The sequence below is a fragment of the Variovorax atrisoli 110B genome (genome assembly GCF_000382045.1).
Taxonomy (GTDB): Bacteria; Pseudomonadota; Gammaproteobacteria; order Burkholderiales; family Burkholderiaceae_C; genus Variovorax; species Variovorax atrisoli.
Map to the genome: position 1 here is coordinate 106,085 of NZ_KB907461.1, position 24,398 is coordinate 130,482.

Sequence of the window (24,398 nt, forward strand, 5' to 3'; positions counted from 1 at the left end):
CCGCCTCAGTGGAAGGTGCGGCCGCCATCGACGGCCAGCGCGGTGCCGGTGATGTAGCTGGCGCCGGGACCGCTCAGGTAGAGCACGGCCTCGGCCACTTCCTCCGGCGCTGCCACGCGGCCGAGCGCGTAGCGCTGCCGGATCTCCTCGAGTGCGCCCTCTGGATCCTCGCTGCGTTCGTAGCTGCTGCGAAACAGCGGCGTGTCGATGGCGCCGGGGCACACCGCGTTGACGCGGATGCCGTCGGCCGCCGCCTCGATGGACAGCGCCTTGCCGAACATAATGACGGCCGCCTTCGTCGCGCAGTACGCCGTGCGGTTCGGCAAAGGCCGCAGCCCCGCGCCGGAAGCGATGTTGACGATGCTGCCGCCTCCGGCCGCGCGAAGGTGCAGCATGGCGGCTCGGCACGTCAGCATCGGGCCGGTCAGATTGACAGCCAGCGTGCGGGCCCATTCGTCGTCGCCGGTCTGCTCCAGCGGCTTGAGCGAATCGATACCGGCTGAGTTCACCAGTGCATCGAGGCCGCCCAGCCAGTCGACGGCATGGTTCATCGCGGCCATCACGGCCTCCGAGTCGGTGACGTCGCACACCAGTGGCAACGCGGCGTCGCCCAGGGCTTCGGCGCTGGCCTGCACGCGGGACGCATCATGGTCGAGCAGCACGACCCGGGCGCCCCTTTCCACGGCCAGGCGAGCCACCGCGAGCCCGATGCCGCTGGCGCCCCCGCTCACGATGAAGCGCCGGGGGGTGGAGGCTGCGGTGTTCATGCCGGTACGGCCCGGGCGGCCGCCTTCAGGCGCGGGCGCATGTCTTCGGAGATGCGGTCGCAGCGATCGATCCACACCTGTGAGTGCGCCAGCGCATGCTCGATCAATCCTTCGAGCACCTTCAGCCGGGACGGCTGGCCGATGATCTGTGGGTGCATGCCGACCATCATCATGCGGTCCTCGGCGTAGAGCATGTCGAACTCGCTCTTCCACGCCTCCAGCGCGGCGGAGGGCGCCTGCAGCGTGCGGCCAGGCAGCGTGATCGAGTATTGGAAGAAGGGTGCGTCGTCGAGCACCCAGCGAAAGGGCAGTTCCACGATGTCGGTGCGCTCGCCCCCGATCTCCAGCAGGTAGGGCGAATCGTCGTCGAAGAAGTTCGAGGAATAGTCGAAGCCGTATTCCTTGAGGAGATCGAGCGTGATGCTGCTGAACTCCGCAGCCGGAGAGCGCCAGCCGCGCGGGCGGGCGCCTGTCAGGCGCGTGAGCGTCTCCATGCCGCGTTCCATCTCCTCGCGCTCTTCTTCCGGGCTGAGGCTGACGATCCAGCGGTGGCTGTAGCTGTGATGGGCCACCTCATGGCCCCTGTCCACCACCTCGCGTACCAGGTCGGGATGCTTGTCGGCCACCTCGCCGGGGATGAAGAAAGTAGCGGAAATGCCGTAGCGCGCCAGCAGTGCGAGGATGCGCGGCATGCCCACCTTCCAGCCGTAGGCGCCCTGCGACATCAGGATGGGCCGCTTGGCGTTGGCCGGATCGCGTCCGGTCCACATGGTCTCGGCGTCGAGATCGAAGGTCAGCATGAGCGGGAAGCCTTTGCTCGTGGTCGGCATCAGAAAACTCCTTGGCGGATGTCGAGGTGAACGACGTGAGGATGGGGTGGATCGACGAGGCTGGGAGGTGTCCGGGCGCCTCAGACGTGCTTGTGGAAACCGGTCCACCGTTCGGCCAGCAGCAGCGCGATGCCGGTCGCCACAATCAGCAGGGTGGAGACCGCAGCCACGCTCGGGTCCACTCCTTGTTCGACGGAGGTGAATATCTTCACGGGCAGCGTGGTCTGGCTCGCCGACAGCAGGAACACCGAGACCGGCACGTTGTCGAGCGAGGTGATGAACGCGAAAAGACCGCCCGCGACGAGACCGGGCTTCACCAGTGGCAGCGTGACGAGGCGAAAGCTCGTGAGGCCGTCGGCACCCAGCACGCGGGCGGCATCTTCCAGCGACTCGTCGACCGCCGCAAGGCTGCTGAGGCTGGCGCGCACCACATAGGGCACCGTGATGACCACGTGCGCGATCCAGAGCCCGAAGGGGCTTCCACGCAGGCCGGTCAGCGTGTAGTACTGCAGCAGTGCGACGCCCAGCACCACCGATGGCAGGATCAGGGGCGCCATGAACAGTGAGGTGAGCGCCGTGGCACCGGGCAGCATGCGGCGGTGGATCGCATAGGCCGCGATGAGCCCCAGGACGAGGGCAGCGGCGGTCGAGGCACCAGCCAGCCACACGCTGGTCCACGCGGCGCTGAGATATTCCGGATCGCGCAGCACCACATCGAACCAGTGGAACGTCAGGCCCCTGGGCGGAATCGTGAGGTAGGCGGTCTTGCTGAAGGCCGCGAGCATCACGACCAGCACCGGCACCTGCAGGAACACCACCACCGCGATGGCGGCAGCCGCGAGCAGCGGCATCTTCCTGTTCTCGAGGTTCATGCATGACCTCCCCAGCGCCTGAGCATGCGGCTCGACAGGCCGATGACCACGAGCGTCAGCAAGGTCAGGGTGAATGACATCGCGGCGCCTGCCGGCCAATCGAGAGTCTGCAGGAAGTCGTCGTAGATCAGGGTGGCCATCACCTTGTAGGTCGGGCCACCCAGCATGCGCGGCGTGACCAGCGCGCTGATGGTCAGGACGAACACCAGGATCGAGCCCGACAGGATGCCGGGCGCGCTCATCGGCAGCGTGACCGACCAGAACACCCGCAGCCGGCTCGCTGCCAGCGTGTACGCCGCAGCTTGCACGTCCTTGGAGACTGCCTGGATGGCTGGCACCAGCATCAGCACCATGAAGGGCAGGAAGATGTGCGACATGCCCACGAGCAGGCCGAACAGGTTGAACATCATTTTGATGGGCCGCTCGATCAGGCCCATGTCGATCAGCAGGTTGTTCACCAGGCCCCGATTGGCCAGCAGGGCGATCCACCCGAAGGAGCGAACCACGAGGTTCAGCAGCATCGGAAAGATGACGAGCATGGTGAGCGCGAGCCGTATCTTCGGTCCCGCGTTGGCGATGTAGCAGGCCAGCGGATAGCCCATCAGCAGGCAGATCAGCGTCACGCCAAAGCCCAGCACCAGCGTGCGCACGACGACCTCTCGGTAGTACTCGTCGGTGACGATGCTGGTGTAGTTGGCAAGCGTCCAGCCCGAGGAGATGCCGGTGCCCGGCTCGTACGGATGCAGGCTCAGCGGCACCATCAGCAGCACTGGCGCGACGAAAACCAGCAGCAGGAGCAGCAGCAGCGGCGACGCCAGCAGCGCGCCGTTCGTCTTGCGCGTCGTCATGGCTCGGTACGCACTTCCGCGGTCGCGGCGGGCGTCACGTAGACATGTTGCGGGTCGATGCTCACGCGCGTAGGCGCGTCGACCGCCAACCCGGCATGCGGTCCGTTGGTGGCGGTTTCGGCGAGGAGTTCGATGCCGCCGAAGGAAAGCAGGTATTGCACGCGGGCGCCGATGAAGGAGCGCATGGCGACGCGGACCGACAGGGCATGCGCGTGGGATGGAGGCGTTTCGCCGAAGCTGATGTCCTCCTGGCGGATCACGATGTCCACCGGGCTGCCGAGCGCCATGCCGTCCGCGCCGGACGCCGCGAGCACGGGACCGTCGTCGATCTGCACGCCGGCGCCGCCGGACGGCGTTCGCGCGACCCGGCCCGCGAGGCGATTCGGGCGGCCGATGAAGCTTGCAACGAAGCCTGTGGCAGGACGGTGGTAGATGGCCTCGGGCGTGTCGAACTGCTGCACGACACCGTGCGCCAGGACGCACACGCGGTCGGACATCGACATCGCCTCGCCCTGGTCGTGCGTGACGAACAGCGTCGTGATGCCGACGTCGCGCTGCAGGCGCTTGAGTTCGATCTGCATCTCGTCGCGCAGCGAGGCATCGAGATTGGACAGCGGTTCGTCGAAGAGAAGGATGCTCGGCCGCGGCGCGATCGAACGCGCCACCGCCACCCGCTGCTGCTGGCCGCCGGAGAGTTGCCGCGGCATCCGCGCGCCGAGCGCGGACAGGCGTACATCCGCCAGCGCTTGGTCCACGCGCCGCTTCAGTTCTGGGCCCTGCACGCCCTGGCGTCGCAGGCCGAAGGCGACGTTCTCGAACACGCTCATGTGCGGGAACAGCGCGTACGACTGGAAGACCAGCCCGATGTTGCGCTTGTTGGTGGGCAGCGCCGTGATGTCGCGGCCGTCGACCAGGATGCGCCCGCCGGTGGGCTCGATCAGGCCGGCCACCATGCGCAGCACGGTCGTCTTGCCACAGCCCGAGGGACCGAGCAGCGAGATGAACTCGCCATCGTGCACGTTGAGGGAGACCGACTTGGCGGCGGTATGGGAGGGAGGGCCCGGGTAGTGTTTCTCGAGTCGATCGAGCGTGAGCGCAGGCATGTCGGTCGGTCCAGGAGTGGGTGGGCGAGGCGTCGCAAAGGCTTCAGCGGGCAACCTCGCGCTGCCAGCGCTTGGTCCAGTCGGGAAGCGACTTGGCCACGGCCTCCGGGTCGGGCAGCCACAGGTTGTCGAAGGTCTCCTTGTACGGAACGATCCTGGCGGCCTTGTCGCTGAGCTTGACCTGTGTGTTGACCGGACCCGCGTACTTGCGTTCGGCGAAGCAGGTCTGTCCTTCCTTGGACAGCACCTCGTCGATGTACTTGAGCGCGAGTGCGGGCGACTTCGCGCCCTTCGGGATCACCAGCGCAGGCAGGATGCCCACCGCACCTTCCTTCGGGTAGACGATGGCCAGCGGCAGGCCCTTGTCGATGGCGGAGCCTGCGCGGTCGGGATACCAGACGGCCGCGGCGATCTCCTGGCGCTCGAAGAGCGAGACGATCTGGTCCGCCTGCGTGTAGAGCGTGACCGAGGACTTCGCGATCGGCTTGACGGCCGCGAAGCCCGCGTCCATGTTCGCAAGCGTGCCGCCCTTCATGCGATTGAGCGCCATCAGGAACTGCGAGCCCGAGGTGCCGCTGATGTCACCGATGGCGAGTCGCCCGTCGTACTCCGGCTTGGCGAGATCGGCCCATGAGCTGGGAGGCGTCTTGATCTGCTTGGTGTCGTAGACGATGACGGTCGCACCCGTCATGAACACCACGTATTGCCCGTCCTTGTCGAGCGCACGCGGGGAGATCTCGGCGACGTTGGCGAGCTTGCCTTTGTCGATGGTCTCCAGGAGCTTCTCGTTCTTGAGCTGCGCCGCGAGCGAGTTGTCGATGTAGACCACGTCGAAGTCGGACTTGCCGCCCGTCGCACGGATCGAGGCCGCGAACTGCGACGAGCTGCCAAGCTTGAGCGAGACCTTCGCGCCGGTTTTCTTTTCGAACGAACTGATGTGGCAGGTCTTGGAGTCTTCGGCGAACGAGCCGCCGAAGATGCCGACCACGAGCTCTTCGGCGTGTGCCGCACCCGCGAGAACGGTGGCCACGAAGCCGGAGACGACACAACGCGAGAACGTGCTTTTCATGAAGAGCTCCTGTGAGGCGAGGACCTGATGGCCGCGTCGGAATTCACTTTATCTTTCGCGAAAGATAAATGCAAGGCATTTAAGATAGGTGCCAACCCGAGCCGTTTCGCTGCACCAGAATGGCGGTGCGATGGCATCAACCAGGAGAGAAAGACGTCATGCCGCACAAGAAGGAAGCATCGATCCGACGTTCGCCCCAAGCCGATGCGCGGCACCAGCGCGGTGCCGTGGGAGCTGCCGAAACTGCCTTCGTGGACCAGGAGTCACAGGCAAATGCAGATGCCGACCTGGTGGAGCGGGGCATACGGCAATGGCAACGCGAGCGTCCTGACATCGACAGCAGCGGCAAGGCCGTGGTTGGCCGCCTGCTCAGGCTGGAGGAAGTGGTGCTGCGCACGCTGAACCAGGTGCTGGAGCCCTTCGGCCTGAAATACCAGGAGTACGCCGTGCTCGCGACGTTGCGCGTTGCCGGTGCCCCCTACAAGCTCTCGCCCTCCCGCTTGCAAAGCACGCTGCTGTTCACTTCGGGCGGCTTGTCGAACCTGCTGAAGCGGCTCGAGAAGGAAGGATGGATCAAGCGCTCCATCGATCCGAACGATGGGCGGGGCGTATTGGTCAAGCTCACGGCCAAGGGAATTCGCTTGGCCGACGAAGCGATGCCACGACATGCGGCCGCAGAATTGCATCTCCTGCGAATGTTCGACGCGTCTCAGCGCGACGCGCTGGCAACCCTGCTGAGCCGGATGATGACCGAGAATGCGCCGGAGACGGGGCCGATCCTCGGAGGGGGCAACCCGGCCGTTTCGACTGGCGGCCTGTTGCGCGACTGAGGCGATTGCACGGAGAAGAGACGAGGCGTTGTTCGATGCCGCCGATCGCGGACCTTCGTCCTTTTCAGCTCCCTGAGCCCGGCCGTGTTGGGTCTCGTGACCGCGTTCCCGCCGATGATCTCCAGGGCAGGAACTGCTTTTCGATTTGTCCGCGGCCCTTCGTGGTTTTCCCACGAGGCTGCTACAGTAGCGCGGACGAGGCCGCGAAGCCTCGACATTGACATGGAGCAGTGAAGCTCCCGGCGGCCGCGATGGCTGCTGGGAGCTTTTTTCTTTTGGAGTTCGGAAATGACCAGATCCACAGCGCAGCCTTGGCGTGTCGGAGTGCTCTTCTCTTCCACGGGCGTCACCGCGGCGGTGGAGCGAACCCAGCAGGCCGCCACCCTGCTGGCGATCGAGGAAGTGAACGCGGCGGGCGGGGTCCTCGGCAGGCCGGTCGAGCCGCTGGTCCACGATCCGGCCTCACGCCCTCCGCGATACCGCGAGCTGGCCAAGCAGCTGTGCGACGAAGCGGGCGTGCCGGTGATATTCGGCTGCTACATGTCGAGCACACGAAAGGCGGTGCTTCCCGTGGTCGAGGCTCACCGCGCGCTGCTGTTCTACCCGACGCTGTATGAAGGCTTCGAGTACTCGCCGAACTGCGTCTACACCGGCGCTGCACCGAATCAGAACTCGGTCCAGCTGGTGCGCTACATGGCTAGCCACTTCGGCAAGAGACTGTTCCTGATCGGTTCGGACTACGTGTATCCCTACGAGTCCAACCGGATCATCGCGGACTTGTTCAGGCAAGCCGGCGGTGAGGTGCTCGACGAGATGTACATCCCGCTGCGGGTGGCGGACATCGATATGGCCAAGGTCATCCGGCGGATCGAGGCTGCGAAGCCCGACGTCGTCTATTCGACGGTCGTGGGCGATGGCATTGCGCGCTTCTACGAGGCCTACCGTGCTGCGGGCTTCGACCCGAATACGCATCCGATCGCCAGTCAGTCGACCCAGGAGGCGGAGATCGCCCAGATGTCGCCACGGGCTGCCGCGGGCAGCATCACGGCGGCGCCGTATTTCTCGACACTGCAGACACCGGAGAACCTTAAGTTCGTCGCGGCCTGGCGCAAGCGCTTTGGCACAGGTTTGCCGATCACCGCGTGCGCCGAGTCGGCCTACTTCCAGGTGATGCTCTACGCGCAGACCCTGGAGCGCGCGGGCAGTGATCGGCTTGAAGCGATGCTGCCCCACCTGCACGAACATGAATTTGATGCGCCTCAGGGGAAGGTGCGGATCGACCAGGAAAACCACCATACCTATCTGTGGCCGCGCGTCGCGCGCGTGGATGCACAAGGGGTGTTCCAGGTCGTTGACGACCCCGGTCTGCGGGTCAAACCCGACCCGTACATGTACGAGAGTCGCTTCGACCCGCTGGCGGGGCGCCCGGCGTGAAGGAGGCAGGGCGCCATGACCATATCGCTGCTGAGAGAGCTGCCCGAACTCAAGATCGTCGTCGTCCATCCGCCTGACGAGGAGGGGGACGCACTGGTAAGCCACTTGCGGCGCGTCGGCTGCATGGTCACCACGGCCTGGCCGATGCCCGCCAGCGTGCCGCCCAATGTCGATGTCCTCTTCCTGCTGGTGGAGGGGGAGGCGCGCCACGCGACCGAGGCGTTGCTCAAGACGCTGCCCCGACCCGAGCCGACGGTGATCGCCATCGTGAACTACGAGGATCCCACGACCTTGCAGCTGGTGCTCGAGAGCGCCGCATTTGCAGTGGTGCAAAAACCCATCAAGCCATTCGGTCTGCTGGCGCACCTCGTGACGGCGCGAAGCCTATGGGCCGAGCGTCAGGCCATGCTCAAGGAAAACCGCAAGCTGCGCCGTAAGATCACCAGCGACCAGGCCATGAGTCGCGCCAAGACGATCCTCATGGCCTCCAAGGGAATCAGCGAGGTGGACGCCTACCAGGCGATCCGGGCACAGGCGATGGCCAAGCGCTTGTCGATGGAACAGATTGCGAGTTCGATCATCAACATGGAAACCCTGTTGCAACCGCCGCCCTAACTCGTTAGCATGAACGCATCGAGTCGGCATGCCGATTCGGTGGTTGCATCCCCTTGATATTCAGGCGCCGATGCGACCGGCTCCGGGAACCATGTGTGTTCTCCGGGCCACCTGGCAATGAAGCCCACACCGCGGTGCAAACCGCGTTGTGGGTTTTTTTTCGCCTGAAACCGACAGTGTTGTCGGCTGGTCCTGTTAGTCGAGCTCATCAACCATCGGCAGCGCATGGTTCGCTGCGTCACGTCCTGAGGTCCCCTATGTTGAAAACCAACCGTCGCCACTTCCTTCTTTCCTCGGCTGCTTCTGCGACCGCGCTCGCATCGCCGGTCCTCATGCGGCCCGCGTACGCAGCCGACGCCATCAGGGTCGGCGCGCTCTATTCGCAGACCGGCGGACTCTCGATCGTCGAGAAGATGCTCGCCAACGGCGTGCGCATGGCCGTCGCCGAGATCAATGCCGCAGGCGGTGTCATGGGGCGCAAGGTCGAAGTGGTGCTCGAGGACGGCGCTTCTGACCCGAAGACTTTCAACGAGAAGGCCTCCAAGCTGATCACGCGTGATCGCATCGAGACCGTGTTCGGCTGCCACACCTCGGCGAGCCGCAAGGCGGTATTGCCCGTCTTCGAGCGGCGCAACGCGATGCTGTTCTATCAGACCCACTACGAAGGCTTCGAGTGCTCGAAGAATGTCGTCTACAGCGGCGCGGTCGCCAACCAGCAGCTGGCCAACTACATTCCCTGGATCGTCGAGAAGCTGGGCAAGAAGAAGTTCTTCATCGTCGGCTCGAACTACGTCTATCCGCGAGAGATGTCCAAGGTCAGCAAGAAGCTGATCGAGCAGGCCGGTGCCAAGTGGGTGGCGGACGAGTACCTCGAGCTCGGTCATTCCGAATGGGCCTCGGTGGTGCGCAAGATCAAGGAGTCGGGCGCCGACGTGGTGCTCTCGCATGTGGTCGGTGACTCGCTGGTGGCCTTCTACCGGGAATACAAGAACCAGGGGATGTCCCAGGCTGCGGTGCCGATCTGCGCCACGGTGATCAGCGAGATCGAGATTGCAGCAATGGGGGGCGAATACGCGGCCGGCAGCTACACCTCGGTGCCCTACTTCATGTCCATCGACACGCCGGCCAACAAGTCCTTCATCGAGCGCTACCGCAAGTTTGTCAACGACCCGAAGGCGGTGACCTATCACTCGCTCGAAGCTGCTTACTTTCAAGTCTTCCTCTGGAAGCAGGCGGTGGAGGCGGGCAAGGCCACGACGGCCGATGCGATCCGCGCCAACATCGGTGGTCAGAGCTACGACGCACCCGGCGGCAAGGTTCGCATCGATCCGGAGAGCCTGCATGCATGGGTCACGCCGCGTATCGGCCAGTGGCAGGCCGACGGCCAGAGCAAGGTGGTCGATGCCAGTCCCCAGCCCGTTCGCCCGCTGCCTTACTTCGCCTACGGCGAGACCGATGCCAACCTGATCTGCAAGCGCACGGGCGCCGCTCCGGTCAAGGCCTGAGACGCCCAAGACCTGCAAGGCGCGCCTTGCAGGTCGAGCCTCTTCGAGAGAAAGACTTCCGATGCTGGATGTAATACTGATCGGGCTCAGCATGGGCTCGATACTTCTGCTGGCCGCGCTGGGGCTGGTCATCATCTATGGCGCGATGGGCGTGGTGAACATGGCCCATGGCGAGATGATCATGGTTGGTGCCTATGCCGCCGTGATGGCGCAGATATGGCTGGGCCTTGGCCTGTTCGCTGCGATCCCGATCGCGTTCGTCGTCTCGGGCGCACTGGGCCTGCTGATTGAGCGATGTGTGGTGAGGCGCCTTTACGGCCGGCTTGGCGACACACTGCTTGCGACCTGGGGGGTTGCCATCCTGATCCAGCAGGCGGTGCGGCTCGAAGGTGGCCTGGCCTTCTTCGGCATCCATATCGAGGGGCTGGGGCCGGGGCTGCAGAACATGCCCATTCCGCAGATGCTGCAAGGCGCGGTGATGATCGGCCAGACGCCGATCAATGCCTATCGCGCGTTCATCGTGGCCAGCACCGTGGTGCTCACCTTCGCGACCTGGCTGCTCCTGTATCGCACGCGCATCGGCATGCAGGTGCGCGCCATCATTCGAAATCCACGCATGGCCGCGGCCTGCGGCATCGATGTGCAACGGGTCAATGCATGGACCTTTGCCTTTGGTGCCGGCCTGGCCGGCATCACCGGCGTGCTCGTGGCGGGCTTCAAGACGGTATCCCCCGACATGGGAACGGCCCTGGTCGTCGACAGCTTCCTGGTGGTGGTGTCGGGCGGTGTCGGCAGCCTGCTTGGCGCGATCGTCACCTCGATCGGGCTCGGAGAAGTCACCGGCGTGGTGGCGGCATTCAGCAACGACATCCTCGCGCGTGCGGTGGTGTTCGGCCTGGTGATTCTTCTGATCATCGTGCGCCCGCAGGGGCTCTTCTCGTTCAAGGGGCGGTGATGGCCATGGGAACCTCTCTGGACAAGCGTCTGACCGTGGCTGCGTATGCACTGTTCCTGGGGCTGATCTTTCTGGCTCCGCTCGTGCTCGACGGCTTCGGACTCAATCGGCTCGCCAAGTATCTGGTGTTCGGTATGCTCGGCATTGCCGTTGCCATGTGCTGGGGCTACGCAGGCATCCTCAACCTCGGGCAAGGCCTTTTCTTCGGCTTGGGCGCCTACATGCTCGCCATGTCGCTGAAGATGGCGAGCCCCACCAGCCTGCAGCATGGGGGCGCGAATCCCGTGCCCGATTTCATGCTGTCCAACGCCGAGCCCGGCGCGACAGTGGATCTGTGCTGCATCAACCAGGGCTCGTTCCTCTGGCTGCCTTTCCAATCCCAGGGCTTCGGCATCTTCATGGGCGTGGTGTTGCCGGTGCTGGTAGCCTTCGTTTTGGGGGGCGTGTTGTTCCGAAAGCGCATCGCGGGGGTGTTCGTCTCGATCGTCACGCTCGCGCTGGTGTTGCTGGTGCGCCTCCTGCTGGTGGACGCGCAGCCGCTGACCAACGGGTTCAACGGGCTGTCCGACCTCGCATGGCTGCGCGTTGGCGCGCACGAGTTCGACCCTTACGGCACATCGACGTACTACCTGGTCGCGCTCACGCTCGCATTCGTGCTGATCGGCGCGCGAGTCTTGCTCGCCACGCGCGCCGGCGTGATCCTGCGCGCGACTTCGGGCGATCCGCAGCGCGCGCGCTACCTGGGATTCGACGTGGCGCACTATCAGACCTTCTTCTTCGCGTTGTCCGCGGCCATCGCCGCCGTGGCCGGCATGCTCTATGTGGTGGTGGCCGAGTTCGCTTCGCCCACTTTCATGGACCTGAGCTTCTCGATCACGATGGTGGTCTGGGCTGCGGTGGGTGGCCGGGGCTCGCTGCTGGGTGCGTGCATCGGCGCGATCCTGATCAACATTCTGGAGGCGACCGCGAGCGAGACGCAGTCGCTGGTCGAAGCCTGGCGTGTCATCGTGGGCTTGACCTTCGTGCTGGTGGTGCTCTACCTGCCCAAAGGCATCGGTGGCTGGGCCCACGACCTGATCGCGCGCTTCGACCACCGCACGCGCGCCCGCGCGGCCGGGGGGAGGTCATGACCGCGCTCGAACTCCAGTCGCTGGGCGTGAGTTTTGGCGGCTTCAAGGCCGTGGATGGCGTCTCGCTGCGCGTGGCCGACGGCGAGTTGCGCGTGCTGCTGGGTGCCAATGGGGCAGGGAAGACCACCTTGATGGATCTGATCTCGGGCAAGACGGCGAGTACGACGGGCCGTGTCCTGCTTTACGGACGCGACCTGACGAATCGGCCCGAATACCGGATCGCCCGCGCGGGCATCGGCCGCAAGTTCCAGATCCCCAGTGTTTTCCGCGAACTCTCGGTGCGACACAACCTGTGCGTGGCTGCGAGCCGGGAGCCTTCCATCCTGCGCAATCTGCGCTGGGGCTTCGGGCACGGGATCGATGCTCGGGTGGATGAGATCCTGAACCTCATCGGCCTGGAAGCCGAGCAGCACCGACTTGGCGGTGACCTCAGCCACGGGCAGACGCAGTGGCTGGAACTGGGGCTGCTGATCGCGCAGGACCCCAAGGTGATCCTGCTCGACGAACCCACCGCCGGCATGACGGCCGCCGAAACGCGCAAGACCGCCCAGATTCTCAAGAGCCTGCGCGGACGCCACACCATCCTGGTGGTCGAGCACGACATGGCCTTCGTACGCGACATTGCCGAGCGCATCACCGTGCTGCATCTGGGGCGCGTGCTGGCCGAAGGCAACGTCGCCGAGATCGAGCGGGATCCCCGCGTGCGGCAGGCCTATCTCGGATCCCACGGAATCGCATCGCCATGTTGACACTCACGAATCTCGACAGCTACTACGGCCGCAGCCATGCGCTGCACGACGTCAGCCTGGTCATTCCCCGAGGAAAGATCACTGCCATTCTCGGGCGCAACGGCATGGGCAAGACGACGCTGCTGCGCGCGCTGATGGGCACCATGGTGAACTCGACCGGCCGCATCGAGCTCGATGGGCAGCGCGTCGACGCGCTGCCCACGCACCTGCGCGCTCGTGCGGGCATTGCCTATGTACCGCAGGGGCGCGAGATCATTCCCGACTTCAGCGTCCGTCAGAACATTCTGATGGGCGCCTTCGCCGGGCGGGGTCCGCGCACGATCCCCGCACTGGCGCTCGAACTGTTTCCGTATCTTGCAGCGAATCTGGAGCGCCCAGGCGGTGTGCTGTCCGGTGGCCAGCAGCAGCAGCTCGCCCTGGCGCGCGCCTTGGCGATCCATCCGAGCGTGATGCTGCTCGACGAGCCCAACGAGGGCATCCAGCCATCGGTCGTGCAGGAGATCGAGGCTGCGATCTCGCGCATGAATCGCGAACTGGGGCTCACGATGGTGCTGGTGGAGCAGAACATCGATTTCGTGCGCCGTGTCGCCAGCAGCTTCGCGATGCTCGAGAAGGGATCGTTCGTCGCGAGCGGTCCCATCGAGATGCTGAGCGACGAGATCGTCGATCTCCACATGACCTTCTGAACGGGGCGCCGCCCCGCCTTTACTTCCATCCATCTTCTTCACGAGATCCAAGCGAGCTTCAACGCCATGAACCAGATCACCCCTGACATCGACCTCACGACCCTGACCATCGACAGCGTCCAGGAGGGTTTCCGAAGCGGCCGTTTCAATGCAGAGTCGCTTGCACGAGCCTGCCTTGCTCAGATCGAGACCTGGAACGCGCGCTACAACGCCGTCATCTTCCTCAACGACGAAGCCGTCGACGACGCGCGTGCCATTGATCGTCGACGCCAGGCCGGCGAAGCGCTGGGCCCGCTCGCAGGCGTGCCCGTCGTGGTCAAGGATCCGATGGACATGGTCGGCTTTCCGACGACCGCCGGCTGGGCGCTGTTGCACAGCAAGACCGGCGGCGTCGACCTGATGCCTGCGACCGATGCTCCTGTCGTGGCGCGCATGCGCGCCGCCGGTGCCATCATCCTCGGCAAGACCAACGTGCCGATCCTGAGCCACACCGGAACGCACGCGGACGACAGCTGGGCGGGTCCCACGCTCAACGTTGTCGTGCCGGATCGCGTGCCTGGAGGAAGCAGCGCCGGTACGGCAACGGCGGTGGGCGCCAGCATGGCGGTATTGGGACTCGCTGAGGAAACGGGAGGCTCCATCCAGAATCCGGCTTCGGCTCAGGATCTGGTGGGCATCAAGCCGACCATCGGCCTGGTGCCCAACGCCGGCGTCATGCCGCTGTCTGGCAACCGGGACGTCGTCGGACCGATCGCACGTACCGTGAAGGATGCGGCGCTCTGCCTGGACGTGCTGGCGGGCTACTCCGCAGAAGACCCGAAGACGCTGGCCGGCGTCGGCAAGAAGCCGGTGGGGGGCTACACCTCGAAGTTCGGCAGCCGCACCCTGGAAGGGGCACGCATCGGCTTGTATGGGCCCGGCTGGCGCACACAGCCGCTCTCTGGCGAGGCGAACGCGCTCTATCTGCGTGCGGCTGATGAACTAAAGGCGCGAGGTGCCGTGCTGATCGATGACCCGTTTGCAGGCACCGGCTTCGCAGACCTGCGCCAGCCGACGCCGCCACTGGCGAACTTCGATGCCCGCGGGATGGAATCCGTACCCTATGACCTGCAGAAGTACCTCGAGCGCCTGGGCCCCGATGCGGCGCTCACGTCCTTCGCCGAGTTCGCCGCAGCGACCCAGAGCGAGTCCGCCTTCGGACCGAAGGGGGTGTTGAGCTATCTGCACAATCTGCCGCAGTTCGCAGCCGCCCTGAAGTCGCCCACCGTGCCACCGGACCTTTCGGATTTCATCGCACTGAAGGAAGCCTATCTGCGAATCGTGGACGAGGTGTTCGGGCGCGAGCGACTCGATGCACTGGTGTTTCCTCAGATGCGCGAGGAGTTGCCTGCCGTGAAGACCGGCACCATTCAGGAAACCACGGTGGGCGAACTCAACATCGCGGGCCTTCCGGCGGTGACCGTGCCGGCAGGCTACTACGCGTCGGGTGCGCCCTTTGGTCTGCTGTTCGTCGGTCCGCTGTGGAGCGAAGCGGTGCTGCTCGCGCTGGCGCACGACTACGAGCAGGCAACCCAGCATCGCAAGCCACCCCGTCTCCGCGGCGCCTGAGCCGGTCTGGAGCCTGTCAATACGCGCCGGGGCACACCGGAACGGGGGGATCAGCGCAACGACGCGACAGAGCGGGTTGCTGCTCGTGACGCACGGGAGATGCACACGACGCCGGAACTCGCCCGAGTGAACCCACCGCTGCCCATGTTTTTGTGTTCCACTGCAGTGCTGTTTTGCAGCGGCTCCTTCATCGGCATCGCGGTCCGGCAGTACCCCGGCGGCAGCGCCTCATGACTTCACGGAGCTCGACATGGAAAAGACGGACGTTCTGGCGGCGACGATCGAGATGGCGCGCGCCGGCCTGGGCTTCACGCCTGCAGCAGGGCTGGACTGCATCTGCGATCTGATTGATGAGGAAGACCCTCAGGACGTGAATCACGACCGGAACGTGGAACGGCTGCTTCGACTCGCTGCCTGTATCTGGAGCCTGAGACATACCCTGCTTGCGCCGGCCTCCGTCGCAGCCCTGCATCCGCAGCCACTCAAGTAACGCGGGGATTGTTCAGCCTGCGGCTCGACGCCGTCGACGGTGGATCGATGTTGGGGCAGGGTCATCACCGCCGCGTTGGGTCCGTCCGACCGGGGCAGTCCGCCGGCGTTGGGTGAGCACCGCGACGAGGTGCCGCCCCAATTCGGCTTCGATGGCCTTGTCCGTTTCGCTGCGTGCGCCTGCGCGGTGGCCCGACTTCAGTCGATCCCCGGCCCCGCACGAAGTTCGTCGACGAGTGCGCGCGGCGTCACGCCGGCAATCGCGCGGAACTCGGCGATGAGGTGCGCCTGGTCGTAGTAACCCGCGGCAGCGGCGATGCCGGCCCAGCCCATGCGGCTGTCATGGCGGGCGTCGCGCAACGCGCGATGGAAGCGCGTGAGCCTGGCGAATGCCTTGGGGCTGATGCCCAGGGCCTCGCGAAACACACGGCGCAGGTGCCGGGCGCTCACGCCAAGGTCTGCGGCGACAACGTCCACGCTCGCGCTCTCCAGCCTCCTGGCGGCTTCGAGCGCGAAACGCGGCTGGACACCGCCTCCCTGCGCGGTGCCGAGGCGCTCGGAGATGGCGCCTTCCAGCGCCGCGGCCGCCTCGGTCATGCTGCGCGCGCCGGCGAGCCGATCGAACAGCTGCGCGCTGTCGTCCCACAGATCCTCGAGTGCGACAGTGTGCCCGGCGATGGCGGAAGCGGGCGCGCCGAGAACCGCTTCGTGCACGCCCAGGCGAAGACGCGCCACCACGATCCGCTGGCCGCCGCGAACCAGCTTGCGATGCACCTGCTGACGCGCCCCGAGCACATGTGCATCGAGTCCGTCCCGTGCCATCGATCCGAAGCGAACGACGATCTGGGTTTCCAGGCGGGGCACCAGGGTGCCCCGCGCATCGCGGTCGATCATGTGCAGGGAGAGAGCGGCCACGGAGGACGCGGCCGAAGTTCCCTGCGCCAGGTGACCTTGGTGAATGTGGTGCGCGCGCATGGCCCCATTATTTAACCGCTTGGCGAGCTCATGGGATTCCGCCCCCTTCATGTCCGTTTCTTCCAATTCGCGTCGCGGGCGCGCCGCTACGCTGCAGGTCATGAAAATCCTGATCACTGGAGCGACCGGAAAGGTCGGAAGCCGACTCGCCAAGCGACTTGCCCTGCGGGGTGACCACGTGCGAGCCCTTGTGCGCGATCCAGCGCGCGCTGCCCCTTTGCAAGACGCGGGTGTCGAGATCATCCAGGGCGACCTGCAGGACGCGGACTCGCTGGCCGCTGCAGTGCACGGCATCGAGGCCGTGGTCCACTGTGCCGCCTTCTTCCGCGGTGCGACGCCCGAGCAGGCGCGCGCGGTCAATGATCTCGGTACGCAGCGCCTGGCGCACGCCGCGCGCGACGCCTCGGTGCGGCGTTTCCTCTTCACCAGTACCGGTCTTGTCTACGGCGCCAACGGTGGACAGCTCGCTCGGGAGGACGACCCCTGTGCGCCGACGGTGGCCTATCCGGTGAGCAAGCTGGCGGCCGAGCGTTTTCTCCTGGAACTCCAGGGCCTGGACGTGCGTGTGCTTCGCCTGCCGTTCGTATACGGTGACGGCGATCCGCACATCGAGGAGGTGGTTCCGGTGATGCGCGGCTTCCCCGCGGCGCAACGCATGTCGATCGCCCACCACGTCGACGTCGCGCAGGCCGTCACTCTGCTGCTCGATGCCCCGTCGCCTGCGCACCGCATCTACAACGTGGTCGGCGACGAAGCCCCCACCCTTGGCGCGCTCTTCGCATCGGTGGGCGCTCCGCCGCCCGATGGCTCCAACGCCGAGTTCGCACGTGCCTTCGATGCGCTCATGGACGGCCGCCGCATCCGCGAGGAACTGGGCTTCATGCCGAGATTCCCAGGCCTCGAAACGGCGAGCGCGCGCGAATGAGCGGGGGGTGACTCCAGCGGGAGTGGCGCTGCAGCTGTCATTGCGAAGGTTGAATGCCGCGCGCCTCGACCACCTCGGCCCAGGTCTGCGGTCTCGGCCCTGTCGCCCTTCATCGTGGAACGTGTGCGCCTATTGCGGCACGAAGGCGAGATTCGAGGCAGGAAGCTCTCCGTCGAGCTCGCGTTCGTAGATTTCCAGCGGCTGCGGCACGCCGAAAAGGTAGCCCTGGCACAGTTCGCAGCCATGGCGCAGCAGGAACTCGCGCTGCGCAGGCGTCTCCACGCCTTCGGCCACGAGTTCCAGTTCCATGCTGCGCGCCATGCCGATGATGGCCTGGATGATCGACTCCACCTTCGGGTCCAGCCCGATGCGGTGCACGAAGAACTTGTCGATCTTCACCTGGCTCAGCGGCAACTGCGTCATGTAGGACAGCGAAGAGAAGCCGGTGCCGAAATCGTCCATGGAGAACTGGATGCCCAGCGCGGCGAGTGCCTCCATCTTGCCGATCGCGTCGGCCACCTTCTCGTGCAGCAGGCTCTCGGTGAGCTCCAGTTCGAGCTTGCCCGGATCGGCACCGGTGCGCGTCAGCACGCGGCTCACCTGATCGACGAAGTCACCCTCGCGGAACTGCCGGGCACTGACGTTGACCGACAGCTTGAGGTGTCGCCGGCGCGGGTCGCCTTGCCACGCCGTGAGCTGCCTGCAGGCCGTCTCCAGCACCCACAGGCCCATCGGGATGATGAGCCCGGTGTCCTCCGCCACATCGATGAACTGGCCCGGCAGCAGCAGCCCGCGCACCGGATGGTGCCAGCGCACCAGCACCTCCGCGCCCACCACGCGGTTTTCGCTGGTCACCTGGCTCTGGTAGTGCAGCACGAACTGCTGTGCCGCGATGGCGGCATGCAGCTCGTTCTCCAGTGCGGCACGCGCGGTGATGCGGGTCTGCATGTCCGACTCGAAGAAGCGCAGCGCGTTGCCGCCGTCCGTCTTGGCGCGGTACATGGCGATGTCGGCCTGCTTGAGGACTTCCTCGATCGAGGCGGTACGGGCATCGAACAGCGAGGCGCCGATGCTGCAGGTGCTGTGATGGTGCTGCGTGCCCAGCGTATAGGGCTGGTTCAGGTGCGCGAGGATGGCTGCGCCGACAGTCTCGGTCTGCGAGACTGCGACCGCGATCTCGTCGTCCAGGTCGTCCAGGATCACCACGAACTCGTCGCCGCCCAGGCGTGCCACGGTGTCGCCGTCGCGCAGGCAGCTCTTGAGCCGTTGCGCCACCTGCTGGAGGAGCACGTCGCCCACGTCGTGGCCGAGCGCGTCGTTCAGCGTCTTGAAGTTGTCCAGATCGAGAAAGAGCAGCGCGCACAGCCCCGGGCGCTGCGCGGCGCTGCCGAGGGTCTGGTGCAGGCGGTCGAGCAGCCGCCGCCGGTTGGGCAGGCCCGTGAGCGTGTCGTAGAAGGCGAGGTGTTCGATCTCGCGCGCGGCGCGCTTGCTCTGCGTGATGTCGCGCAGGATCACGATGAAGCGCGCGCCAGGCGCATCGGTCCTGCTGGCGTCGTCGTCGATCGGTCCATGGACCGTCTCATCGACCGCCTCGTCAACCGCCTTGCGCGACGCCGAGATCTCGAACCAGGTGCGTTCGCCCTTGTCGCGCCGCTCGAACTGGCGCCCCGCCGAGTAGCCGCTGGCGTGGGCCTCGCGCAGCGCCGCCATCACCTGCGAGGCAGCATCGGACGGTAGCAGTTCCTGCAGGGTACGCCCCACGGGGCTTTCGAATCCTGCGACGTGAAATGGCACGCGCGGCGCGTGATGGCCATGACAGCGGCCATCGAGCCCGACCTCGAGCAACAGGTCGGGCAGGGCGTCGAGCGTCGCCTGCAGCTGCGCCTTGCTCTCGATGATGGCGGCGGTGTGGCGACGCTTCTCGGTGATGTCGTGGTAGACGCAGACCAGGCCGCCGTCCGGCGTCCGGCTGCGCGTCGCGCGGATCACCTGGCCGTTCTGCAGCAGCGCCTCCTGTTCGGAGTGCGCCTGTGCGAGCTGCGGCGCATTCAGGGCCGACCAGCCGGCGGGTCCTCGCCCGTGCACCACGTGCTTTGCGGTTTCGTCCATGATGCGCTGAAAGGGCAGCTGTGGCGCGATCATCGATGCCGTCCACGGGAACATCGCGACGAAGCTGTGGTTCCAGTTGAGCACGCGGTGCTCGGCGTCCAGGAGGATGAAGCCCTCGGCCATGGATTCCAGCGCCTGGTCCAGCGTGGCCTTGGAACGCACCAGCTCCATGCGGGAGTGCCATTGACGGCGCAGCTGGACGTGCGCGAAGCGCGCCACGGCCACGCTCATCAGCGCGATGAGCGCACCGGTCCATGCGACCATGTCCCGTTCGCGGCGCCAGTCCTGCAGCGCCGCGCTCAACGGCAAGCTCGCCACGATCAGCAGATTGCGGTGCAGCGTGGGACGAGCCACCACGATGGCCGGTTCGCCGCTCAGGCGCGCGGCCATGCGCTTCGGCTTGCCGTCGCTGGTCTGCTCGTGCATGGCCGGCTCGATGGGCCGGCCGCCGAGGTCGTCGCGCGGCGGCAGGCTCGCCAAGAGCGGACCGGCGTCATGTTCCAGCGTGACCTCCAGACCGCGCAGGCCGGCGCCCTGCGTCATGATCGTCGCGAGCAGCGACAGCTGCACCTCCGCCACAGACAGCATGCGCGAGCCGTCCGCCAGCGTCACGGCACGGGCGAGGTACAGCACCTTCTGCGAGGTCACCATGCTCACGGCCGGCACGCTGATCGCCAGCGTGGACACGGGCTTGGCCAGCACGCTGTCCACGAAGCCTGCGGGCAGGGCGAGCGGCAGGCTGTCGCCGCGGCGGTCCGAGGACGCCACCACCGTGCCGCGCGCATCGACGAAGGCGATGTGGCGCACGAGCAGGTTCTGCCGCACCAGGTTCTCGAGCAGCTGGTGCGGGCCTGGGCTGCTCGCTTCCCCCGCGGCGCTGGCGGCTGTCGAGCCGCGCAGAATCTCGTTGGCGCCTGCGAGCAGCATGTCGACGCTCAGCAGCGCGCGATTGAGTGCCGCTTCGGAACCGGCCACGAAGCGGATCGTCTGGTTCTCGTGATCGACGATGGCCTTCTGCCTGGCCTCCCAGACGATGACGGCGGCCACCGTTCCCGCGGTGGCGAGCAAGGACAGCGCCACGCCATAGATGACGGCGGTGATGCGACGGGGAAATCGCGGCGTCACTGTGTCGTTGTCCTGGCCTGGATGCCGACCACCGGCGCGATCGTCTGGTTCCACACCGTGGCGCACACCGGCCCGCAGCGCTGCACCCAGCCGGGCAGCACGCGGTTCGCGAAGATCTCGCGCCGGCGGGCCTCGTCCTGCGGGGAGGGCCGTACGGCCGTCATGCGTCCCCTGGCCGGCTTGCTGCAACCTGCCGCACCGGTGTTGCAGGCGATGCCTTCCTCGGTCTCGCGCTCCGACTGGGCCCATACCGCGGCTTCCAGCCGCGGCAGCTCCTTGCGCAGCAGCGCCTGCAGATCGGGCGGCAGTGCCTGGAAGCTCTCGCGGTTGGCGGCGAAGACCGCCACCCCCCAGTTCAAGGGCATGGCATAGAGCGCGCTGGTCACCTGGTGCAGGCCGAGTGTGTATCCGGGCATGGTGCCGGTGATGGCGCACTCGGTGTTGCCCGATTTCATGTTCGCCATGATCTGCGAGAACTCGGTGTAAACGGGCGTGCCGCCCAGCGCCGAGACGAAGTCGGCCTGCATGGAGCTGGAGACGCGGGTACGCCGGCCGACGAGGTCGCCGAGCTGTTGCATGGGCTTGTTGCAGAACACCACCTGCGCTGGATAGATGTAGACCGCCAGCAGTTCCACGTCATAGCGCTCGCGCAAGGTCTGCGAAAGATAGGGACGGAATGCGCCGACCACGCGCCGCAGCGTGGCAACGTCCGGGTTCAGCCCGGCCATGTCGGCCGCGCTGAACTCGGGGAACTGGATGGAAATCTGGCTCAGCAGCGCCGTCCCGAAGGGCACGACACCCAGCTGCATCAAGTTCAGCATCTCCTGGCCCGGCACGCCCGCGCGGTCGAAGGGCACGATGCTGGCGGTGTAGCGCCCTCCGGACAGCGCCGCGAGGTCGCGCGTCCAGAACTGCTCCTCCTGCCCCGTGAACTGCGTGACCCCGGCGAGTCCTCCGACGATGCGCAGGCGCTGCACTGGCGCCGTCTGCGCATGGCACAGCGATGCGACGAACATCAGAAGTGCGACAAGGTAGGCCAAGGTGAAGCGGTGCTACAGGGGGCGGGGTCAGCGCCCGAGTATGGGGAGTGGATTTGTTAACTTCATCATGGCACAGGAACGCAGGATGGCGGCATGCCGGCGGTGCCGCGTGTTGCGCGTCGGGGACGCTCGTCAGCCGGGTCTGGACGGCCGTCAAATTGGCACACAGGGTCTTCAAAAGCTGTGTGTGGGTGGGCAGATCCGTTTCCCGCCCGAGCTGGAAGCTTGCTTCTTGCCCTGCAGACGCCTCCGGACTGCGCATCCGTATGGGTCGAGCGTTCACTACCGCAGCCGCGGCGGGCCCAACGCATCGCACATGCCATCTGCGAGGGATTGTTGGATACCTTCGTTCTTTGCAGCCACACCGCCGGTAGGGCGCAACGTACTGAACGCTCGATTCAGATTCCGCTGATCACTGCATCTAGCGCGGCCACGAAATCGCTGGCCTGAGATCGGAGGTTGCCCTGGACAGCCCCCAGATCCTTGACACGAAAGGGTGCGGCCAGATGCGGTAAAGCCACCAGCGTCGCTCCGTTCCAGCCGATGGTCGGACAGAGCGACCGCGGCATGGCCGCCGGCATGTTGGCACGCAGCGCCAATGGCATCACGAGACGAGTCGGGAGCTTATCGAGAATCTCGCTCTGGATGTCCACCATCCAGGGAATCTCGCCGCGCTGGGTCTTGGACGGGTTGGCGTAGACGTCGAACTGGGCCATCCTGCGATCACCAGGGACGGTAGTCCTCGCCGAAAACACCCACGCGCTCGACAAGCCCGTTCTGGGCAGCAATCCACTCTGCATAGGTCTCGTTGAATTCGCGCTTGCGCTGGCCGAGCGTCTTTGTCCGTTCGAGCGCCTCGAGTTCGGCGTAACGGGCAGCCGAGACCATCACGACCGCGACGCGGTCGTTCTTCATGACCTGCACGGGCTCGCGCTCAGCCTGACTTAGGTAGTAGCCGAAGCGGTTCTTGGCATCGGTGGCACTGACTTGCATGACTGGACTCAAGGAAGAGTGATTAGCCATTTTAGCCATTCTTCAGCAAAACGCCCTGGAGTTCTGAGAGAAAGCCCACGCCACGCCATGGTCTGAACGGTGAAAACCCCGAGCAATAGCCCAACGGGTTCTCGGACCAAAAGGACCGGGCCCCGTTGTCACGCTCCACTGATTCCCTTCTGCCGAGTGAGCGGCAGCGAATCACCGCGGTGGAGCCGCGAGGTGGCGCGCCAGCGCGTCGAATGCGGGGAGCGTGGTCGGATCGTTCGACGCGTTGCTCGCCACGGGGTGCGATGCATAGCGCGCAATCACCACGCCCGCGCCGGGATTCACATAGAGCCGCTGGCCGTGCACGCCGCGCGCCATGAACGCGCCATCGGCACCATGCGTGACCCACCACATATTGCGGTAGCTCCAGCCCTGCAGCAGCGTGTAGTCGGCACGAGCAAAGGCCTCGCGGTCGCCGCCGCGGCGAATGTCGTCCACTACCGCGCGGGGCACGATCTGCTGGCCGTTGTGGCGGCCGCCGTTGCGCAGCATCTCCCCGAAGCGAGCGAGGTCACGCAGGCCCGTGTTGAGCCCGCCGCCCGCGAACGGCGTGCCGGTAGAGTCCACCGTCATGTAGGCGTCCTGCTCGGCGCCCAGGCGGCTCCAGATGCGCTCGGACAGCAACGCGGCGACAGAGCGCCCCGTGACCCGCGCGATGATCCAGCCCAGCGCGTCGGAGTTCACGGTCTTGTAGGCGAACGCACCGCCGTGCCGGCCTTCCGGCTGCACGGTCTGCAGGTATTCGTAGTAGCTGCGCGGGCCGGCATAGTCTTGGGGTTTGGGCAGCGGACTGCCCGCCTGGGCATGGGCCCAGACCTCCGCATTGGGATCGGCGTAATCCTCGCTGAACCGCAGGCCCGTGGTCATGTCGAGCACCTGGCGCACGGTCGCGCTGCCGAAGGCCGACGCCGCAAGCTCCGGCACGTAGTCGGCCACGCGCCTGGAGGGGTCGAGCGTGCCCTCGGCCACCAGCATGGCGCCCAGGGTGCCGGTGAACGACTTGGTGATCGACATGGCGCCGTGCTGGCCCTGCTCCGTCAGGGCCCCGAAGTAGCGCTCGTACACCACGCGCCCCCGGTGCAGCACCACGATGCCGTCGGTGTAATTGGCGGCCAGCGATTCGGCCCAGCTCATCGACTCCTTGGCACCCAGCGGCGTGAAGCGCAGATCGTCAATGTCGGCGCGCAGCGCGCGCGGCAGCGGCGCGGGTGCACCCAGGCCGCGCGAGACATTGGCGGTGGGCATGAGTTCGCGGAAATGCGCAACGCTCCAGCGCAAGGCCGGAAAGCGGAAATAGCTGCCGTCGTCGAAGCGCAGACGACGCTCGGGCGGCGGGGGCGTCCCCACCATCCAGCCGAGCCGGGCGGGATCGCTCGCAGCCGCGTCGAGCGGCGGATCGGCCGCCATCGCGCAGGCCGAGAAACTCAGGGCCAGGGCGGCGCACACCTGCTTGGAGAAATGGGGCATGGGAAGCATGGCGATCACTCCTTTGCCCACAGTGTGCACGCTGGCGCGCTTCCGCCGCCTGCAGCCGCCTCACGCTCGCGCTGCAGATGCAGGCTTGGCTCCATGGCAAGGTCGGCCGATACCCTTCGGGAGCAGGGCCAACTCGGGCCTGACGATGGCCAGCGGAAAGATCGCGTGCTCGATGCGCCGGAGCAATGCAACATGCGCAACTGCCGCGGCGTTGTCT

23 protein-coding genes are annotated in these 24,398 nt (G+C 66.0%); 11 read left to right on the plus strand and 12 right to left on the minus strand.

The window, feature by feature from the left end; genetic code table 11:
- Positions 1-5: 5 nt before the first annotated feature.
- The 6 genes from G369_RS0127150 to G369_RS0127175 all read right to left on the minus strand — a co-directional run bounded on the left by G369_RS0127150 (position 6) and on the right by G369_RS0127175 (position 5,489).
- Positions 6-767, minus strand: a complete 762-nt coding sequence (locus G369_RS0127150) for an SDR family NAD(P)-dependent oxidoreductase (protein WP_026346672.1) — start codon at positions 765-767, stop codon at positions 6-8.
- The gene (locus tag G369_RS0127155; RefSeq protein WP_019657215.1) at positions 764-1,597 is read right to left on the minus strand and encodes a polysaccharide deacetylase family protein; all 834 of its coding nucleotides are present in this window, start codon (positions 1,595-1,597) and stop codon (positions 764-766) included. Before G369_RS0127155 ends, G369_RS0127150 begins: the two co-directional genes overlap by 4 nt.
- An 80-nt stretch (positions 1,598-1,677) precedes the next feature.
- Positions 1,678-2,469 (minus strand): ABC transporter permease, encoded by a 792-nt coding sequence (locus G369_RS0127160; RefSeq protein ID WP_019657216.1) that lies wholly within the window; start codon positions 2,467-2,469, stop codon positions 1,678-1,680.
- On the minus strand, positions 2,466-3,317 hold the full coding sequence (locus G369_RS0127165; protein WP_019657217.1) for an ABC transporter permease: 852 nt from the start codon (positions 3,315-3,317) through the stop codon (positions 2,466-2,468). Before G369_RS0127165 ends, G369_RS0127160 begins: the two co-directional genes overlap by 4 nt.
- The gene (locus tag G369_RS0127170; RefSeq protein WP_019657218.1) at positions 3,314-4,420 is read right to left on the minus strand and encodes an ABC transporter ATP-binding protein; all 1,107 of its coding nucleotides are present in this window, start codon (positions 4,418-4,420) and stop codon (positions 3,314-3,316) included. Before G369_RS0127170 ends, G369_RS0127165 begins: the two co-directional genes overlap by 4 nt.
- A gap of 43 nt (positions 4,421-4,463) precedes the next feature.
- Entirely contained in the window at positions 4,464-5,489 is a 1,026-nt protein-coding gene (locus G369_RS0127175; RefSeq protein WP_019657219.1) for an ABC transporter substrate-binding protein, read from the minus strand.
- Between the two features lie 158 nt (positions 5,490-5,647).
- Here G369_RS0127175 and G369_RS36410 point away from each other — a divergent pair, with 158 nt between their 5' ends.
- From G369_RS36410 to G369_RS0127225, 10 genes are all read left to right on the plus strand, one after another.
- Positions 5,648-6,319 carry a MarR family winged helix-turn-helix transcriptional regulator gene (locus G369_RS36410; protein WP_019657220.1) on the plus strand — a complete coding sequence of 224 codons (672 nt, stop codon included), beginning with the start codon at positions 5,648-5,650 and terminating at the stop codon, positions 6,317-6,319.
- A gap of 288 nt (positions 6,320-6,607) precedes the next feature.
- Entirely contained in the window at positions 6,608-7,753 is a 1,146-nt protein-coding gene (locus G369_RS0127185; RefSeq protein ID WP_026346673.1) for a transporter substrate-binding domain-containing protein, read from the plus strand.
- A 15-nt stretch (positions 7,754-7,768) separates the two neighbouring features.
- A complete protein-coding gene (locus G369_RS0127190) occupies positions 7,769-8,368 on the plus strand; it encodes an ANTAR domain-containing response regulator (RefSeq protein WP_019657222.1) in 600 nt (199 codons plus the stop codon).
- Between the two features lie 257 nt (positions 8,369-8,625).
- Entirely contained in the window at positions 8,626-9,873 is a 1,248-nt protein-coding gene (locus tag G369_RS0127195; RefSeq protein WP_020723290.1) for a transporter substrate-binding domain-containing protein, read from the plus strand.
- Positions 9,874-9,934: 61 nt separating this feature from the next.
- Positions 9,935-10,828 carry an urea ABC transporter permease subunit UrtB gene (gene urtB, locus G369_RS0127200; protein ID WP_019657224.1) on the plus strand — a complete coding sequence of 298 codons (894 nt, stop codon included), beginning with the start codon at positions 9,935-9,937 and terminating at the stop codon, positions 10,826-10,828.
- A 5-nt stretch (positions 10,829-10,833) separates the two neighbouring features.
- Positions 10,834-11,958, plus strand: a complete 1,125-nt coding sequence (urtC, locus tag G369_RS0127205; RefSeq protein WP_038115976.1) for an urea ABC transporter permease subunit UrtC — start codon at positions 10,834-10,836, stop codon at positions 11,956-11,958.
- A complete protein-coding gene (gene urtD / locus G369_RS0127210) occupies positions 11,955-12,707 on the plus strand; it encodes an urea ABC transporter ATP-binding protein UrtD (protein ID WP_019657226.1) in 753 nt (250 codons plus the stop codon). Before urtC ends, urtD begins: the two co-directional genes overlap by 4 nt.
- Positions 12,701-13,393, plus strand: coding sequence for an ATP-binding cassette domain-containing protein (locus tag G369_RS0127215; RefSeq protein WP_019657227.1), 693 nt, complete (start codon positions 12,701-12,703; stop codon positions 13,391-13,393). Before urtD ends, G369_RS0127215 begins: the two co-directional genes overlap by 7 nt.
- A gap of 66 nt (positions 13,394-13,459) precedes the next feature.
- Positions 13,460-15,001, plus strand: a complete 1,542-nt coding sequence (locus tag G369_RS0127220) for an amidase (protein ID WP_019657228.1) — start codon at positions 13,460-13,462, stop codon at positions 14,999-15,001.
- 250 nt (positions 15,002-15,251) lie between these two features.
- Complete coding sequence (locus G369_RS0127225) at positions 15,252-15,491, plus strand: hypothetical protein (protein ID WP_019657229.1); 240 nt, start codon at positions 15,252-15,254, stop codon at positions 15,489-15,491.
- A gap of 197 nt (positions 15,492-15,688) precedes the next feature.
- Here G369_RS0127225 and G369_RS0127230 read toward each other — a convergent pair whose 3' ends face one another.
- Positions 15,689-16,567: a helix-turn-helix transcriptional regulator gene (locus G369_RS0127230; protein WP_208604406.1), complete on the minus strand. Its 879-nt coding sequence runs from the start codon at positions 16,565-16,567 to the stop codon at positions 15,689-15,691.
- Here G369_RS0127230 and G369_RS0127235 point away from each other — a divergent pair.
- On the plus strand, positions 16,566-17,390 hold the full coding sequence (locus G369_RS0127235) for an NAD-dependent epimerase/dehydratase family protein (RefSeq protein ID WP_026346674.1): 825 nt from the start codon (positions 16,566-16,568) through the stop codon (positions 17,388-17,390). The genes G369_RS0127230 and G369_RS0127235 overlap by 2 nt on opposite strands.
- Positions 17,391-17,519: 129 nt before the next feature.
- On the opposite strand, the gene G369_RS0127240 is transcribed toward G369_RS0127235, so the two are convergent.
- The 5 genes from G369_RS0127240 to G369_RS0127260 all read right to left on the minus strand — a co-directional run bounded on the left by G369_RS0127240 (position 17,520) and on the right by G369_RS0127260 (position 24,112).
- Positions 17,520-20,624: a bifunctional diguanylate cyclase/phosphodiesterase gene (locus tag G369_RS0127240; RefSeq protein WP_019657232.1), complete on the minus strand. Its 3,105-nt coding sequence runs from the start codon at positions 20,622-20,624 to the stop codon at positions 17,520-17,522.
- A complete protein-coding gene (locus G369_RS0127245; RefSeq protein WP_019657233.1) occupies positions 20,621-21,640 on the minus strand; it encodes a TRAP transporter substrate-binding protein in 1,020 nt (339 codons plus the stop codon). The genes G369_RS0127240 and G369_RS0127245 overlap by 4 nt, the downstream gene beginning before the upstream one ends.
- A gap of 422 nt (positions 21,641-22,062) precedes the next feature.
- Positions 22,063-22,380: a CcdB family protein gene (locus tag G369_RS0127250; RefSeq protein WP_019657234.1), complete on the minus strand. Its 318-nt coding sequence runs from the start codon at positions 22,378-22,380 to the stop codon at positions 22,063-22,065.
- A gap of 7 nt (positions 22,381-22,387) precedes the next feature.
- Positions 22,388-22,657, minus strand: a complete 270-nt coding sequence (locus G369_RS0127255) for a type II toxin-antitoxin system prevent-host-death family antitoxin (RefSeq protein WP_019657235.1) — start codon at positions 22,655-22,657, stop codon at positions 22,388-22,390.
- Positions 22,658-22,858: 201 nt separating this feature from the next.
- Positions 22,859-24,112: a serine hydrolase domain-containing protein gene (locus G369_RS0127260; protein ID WP_208604408.1), complete on the minus strand. Its 1,254-nt coding sequence runs from the start codon at positions 24,110-24,112 to the stop codon at positions 22,859-22,861.
- Between the last annotated feature and the right edge of the window lie 286 nt (positions 24,113-24,398).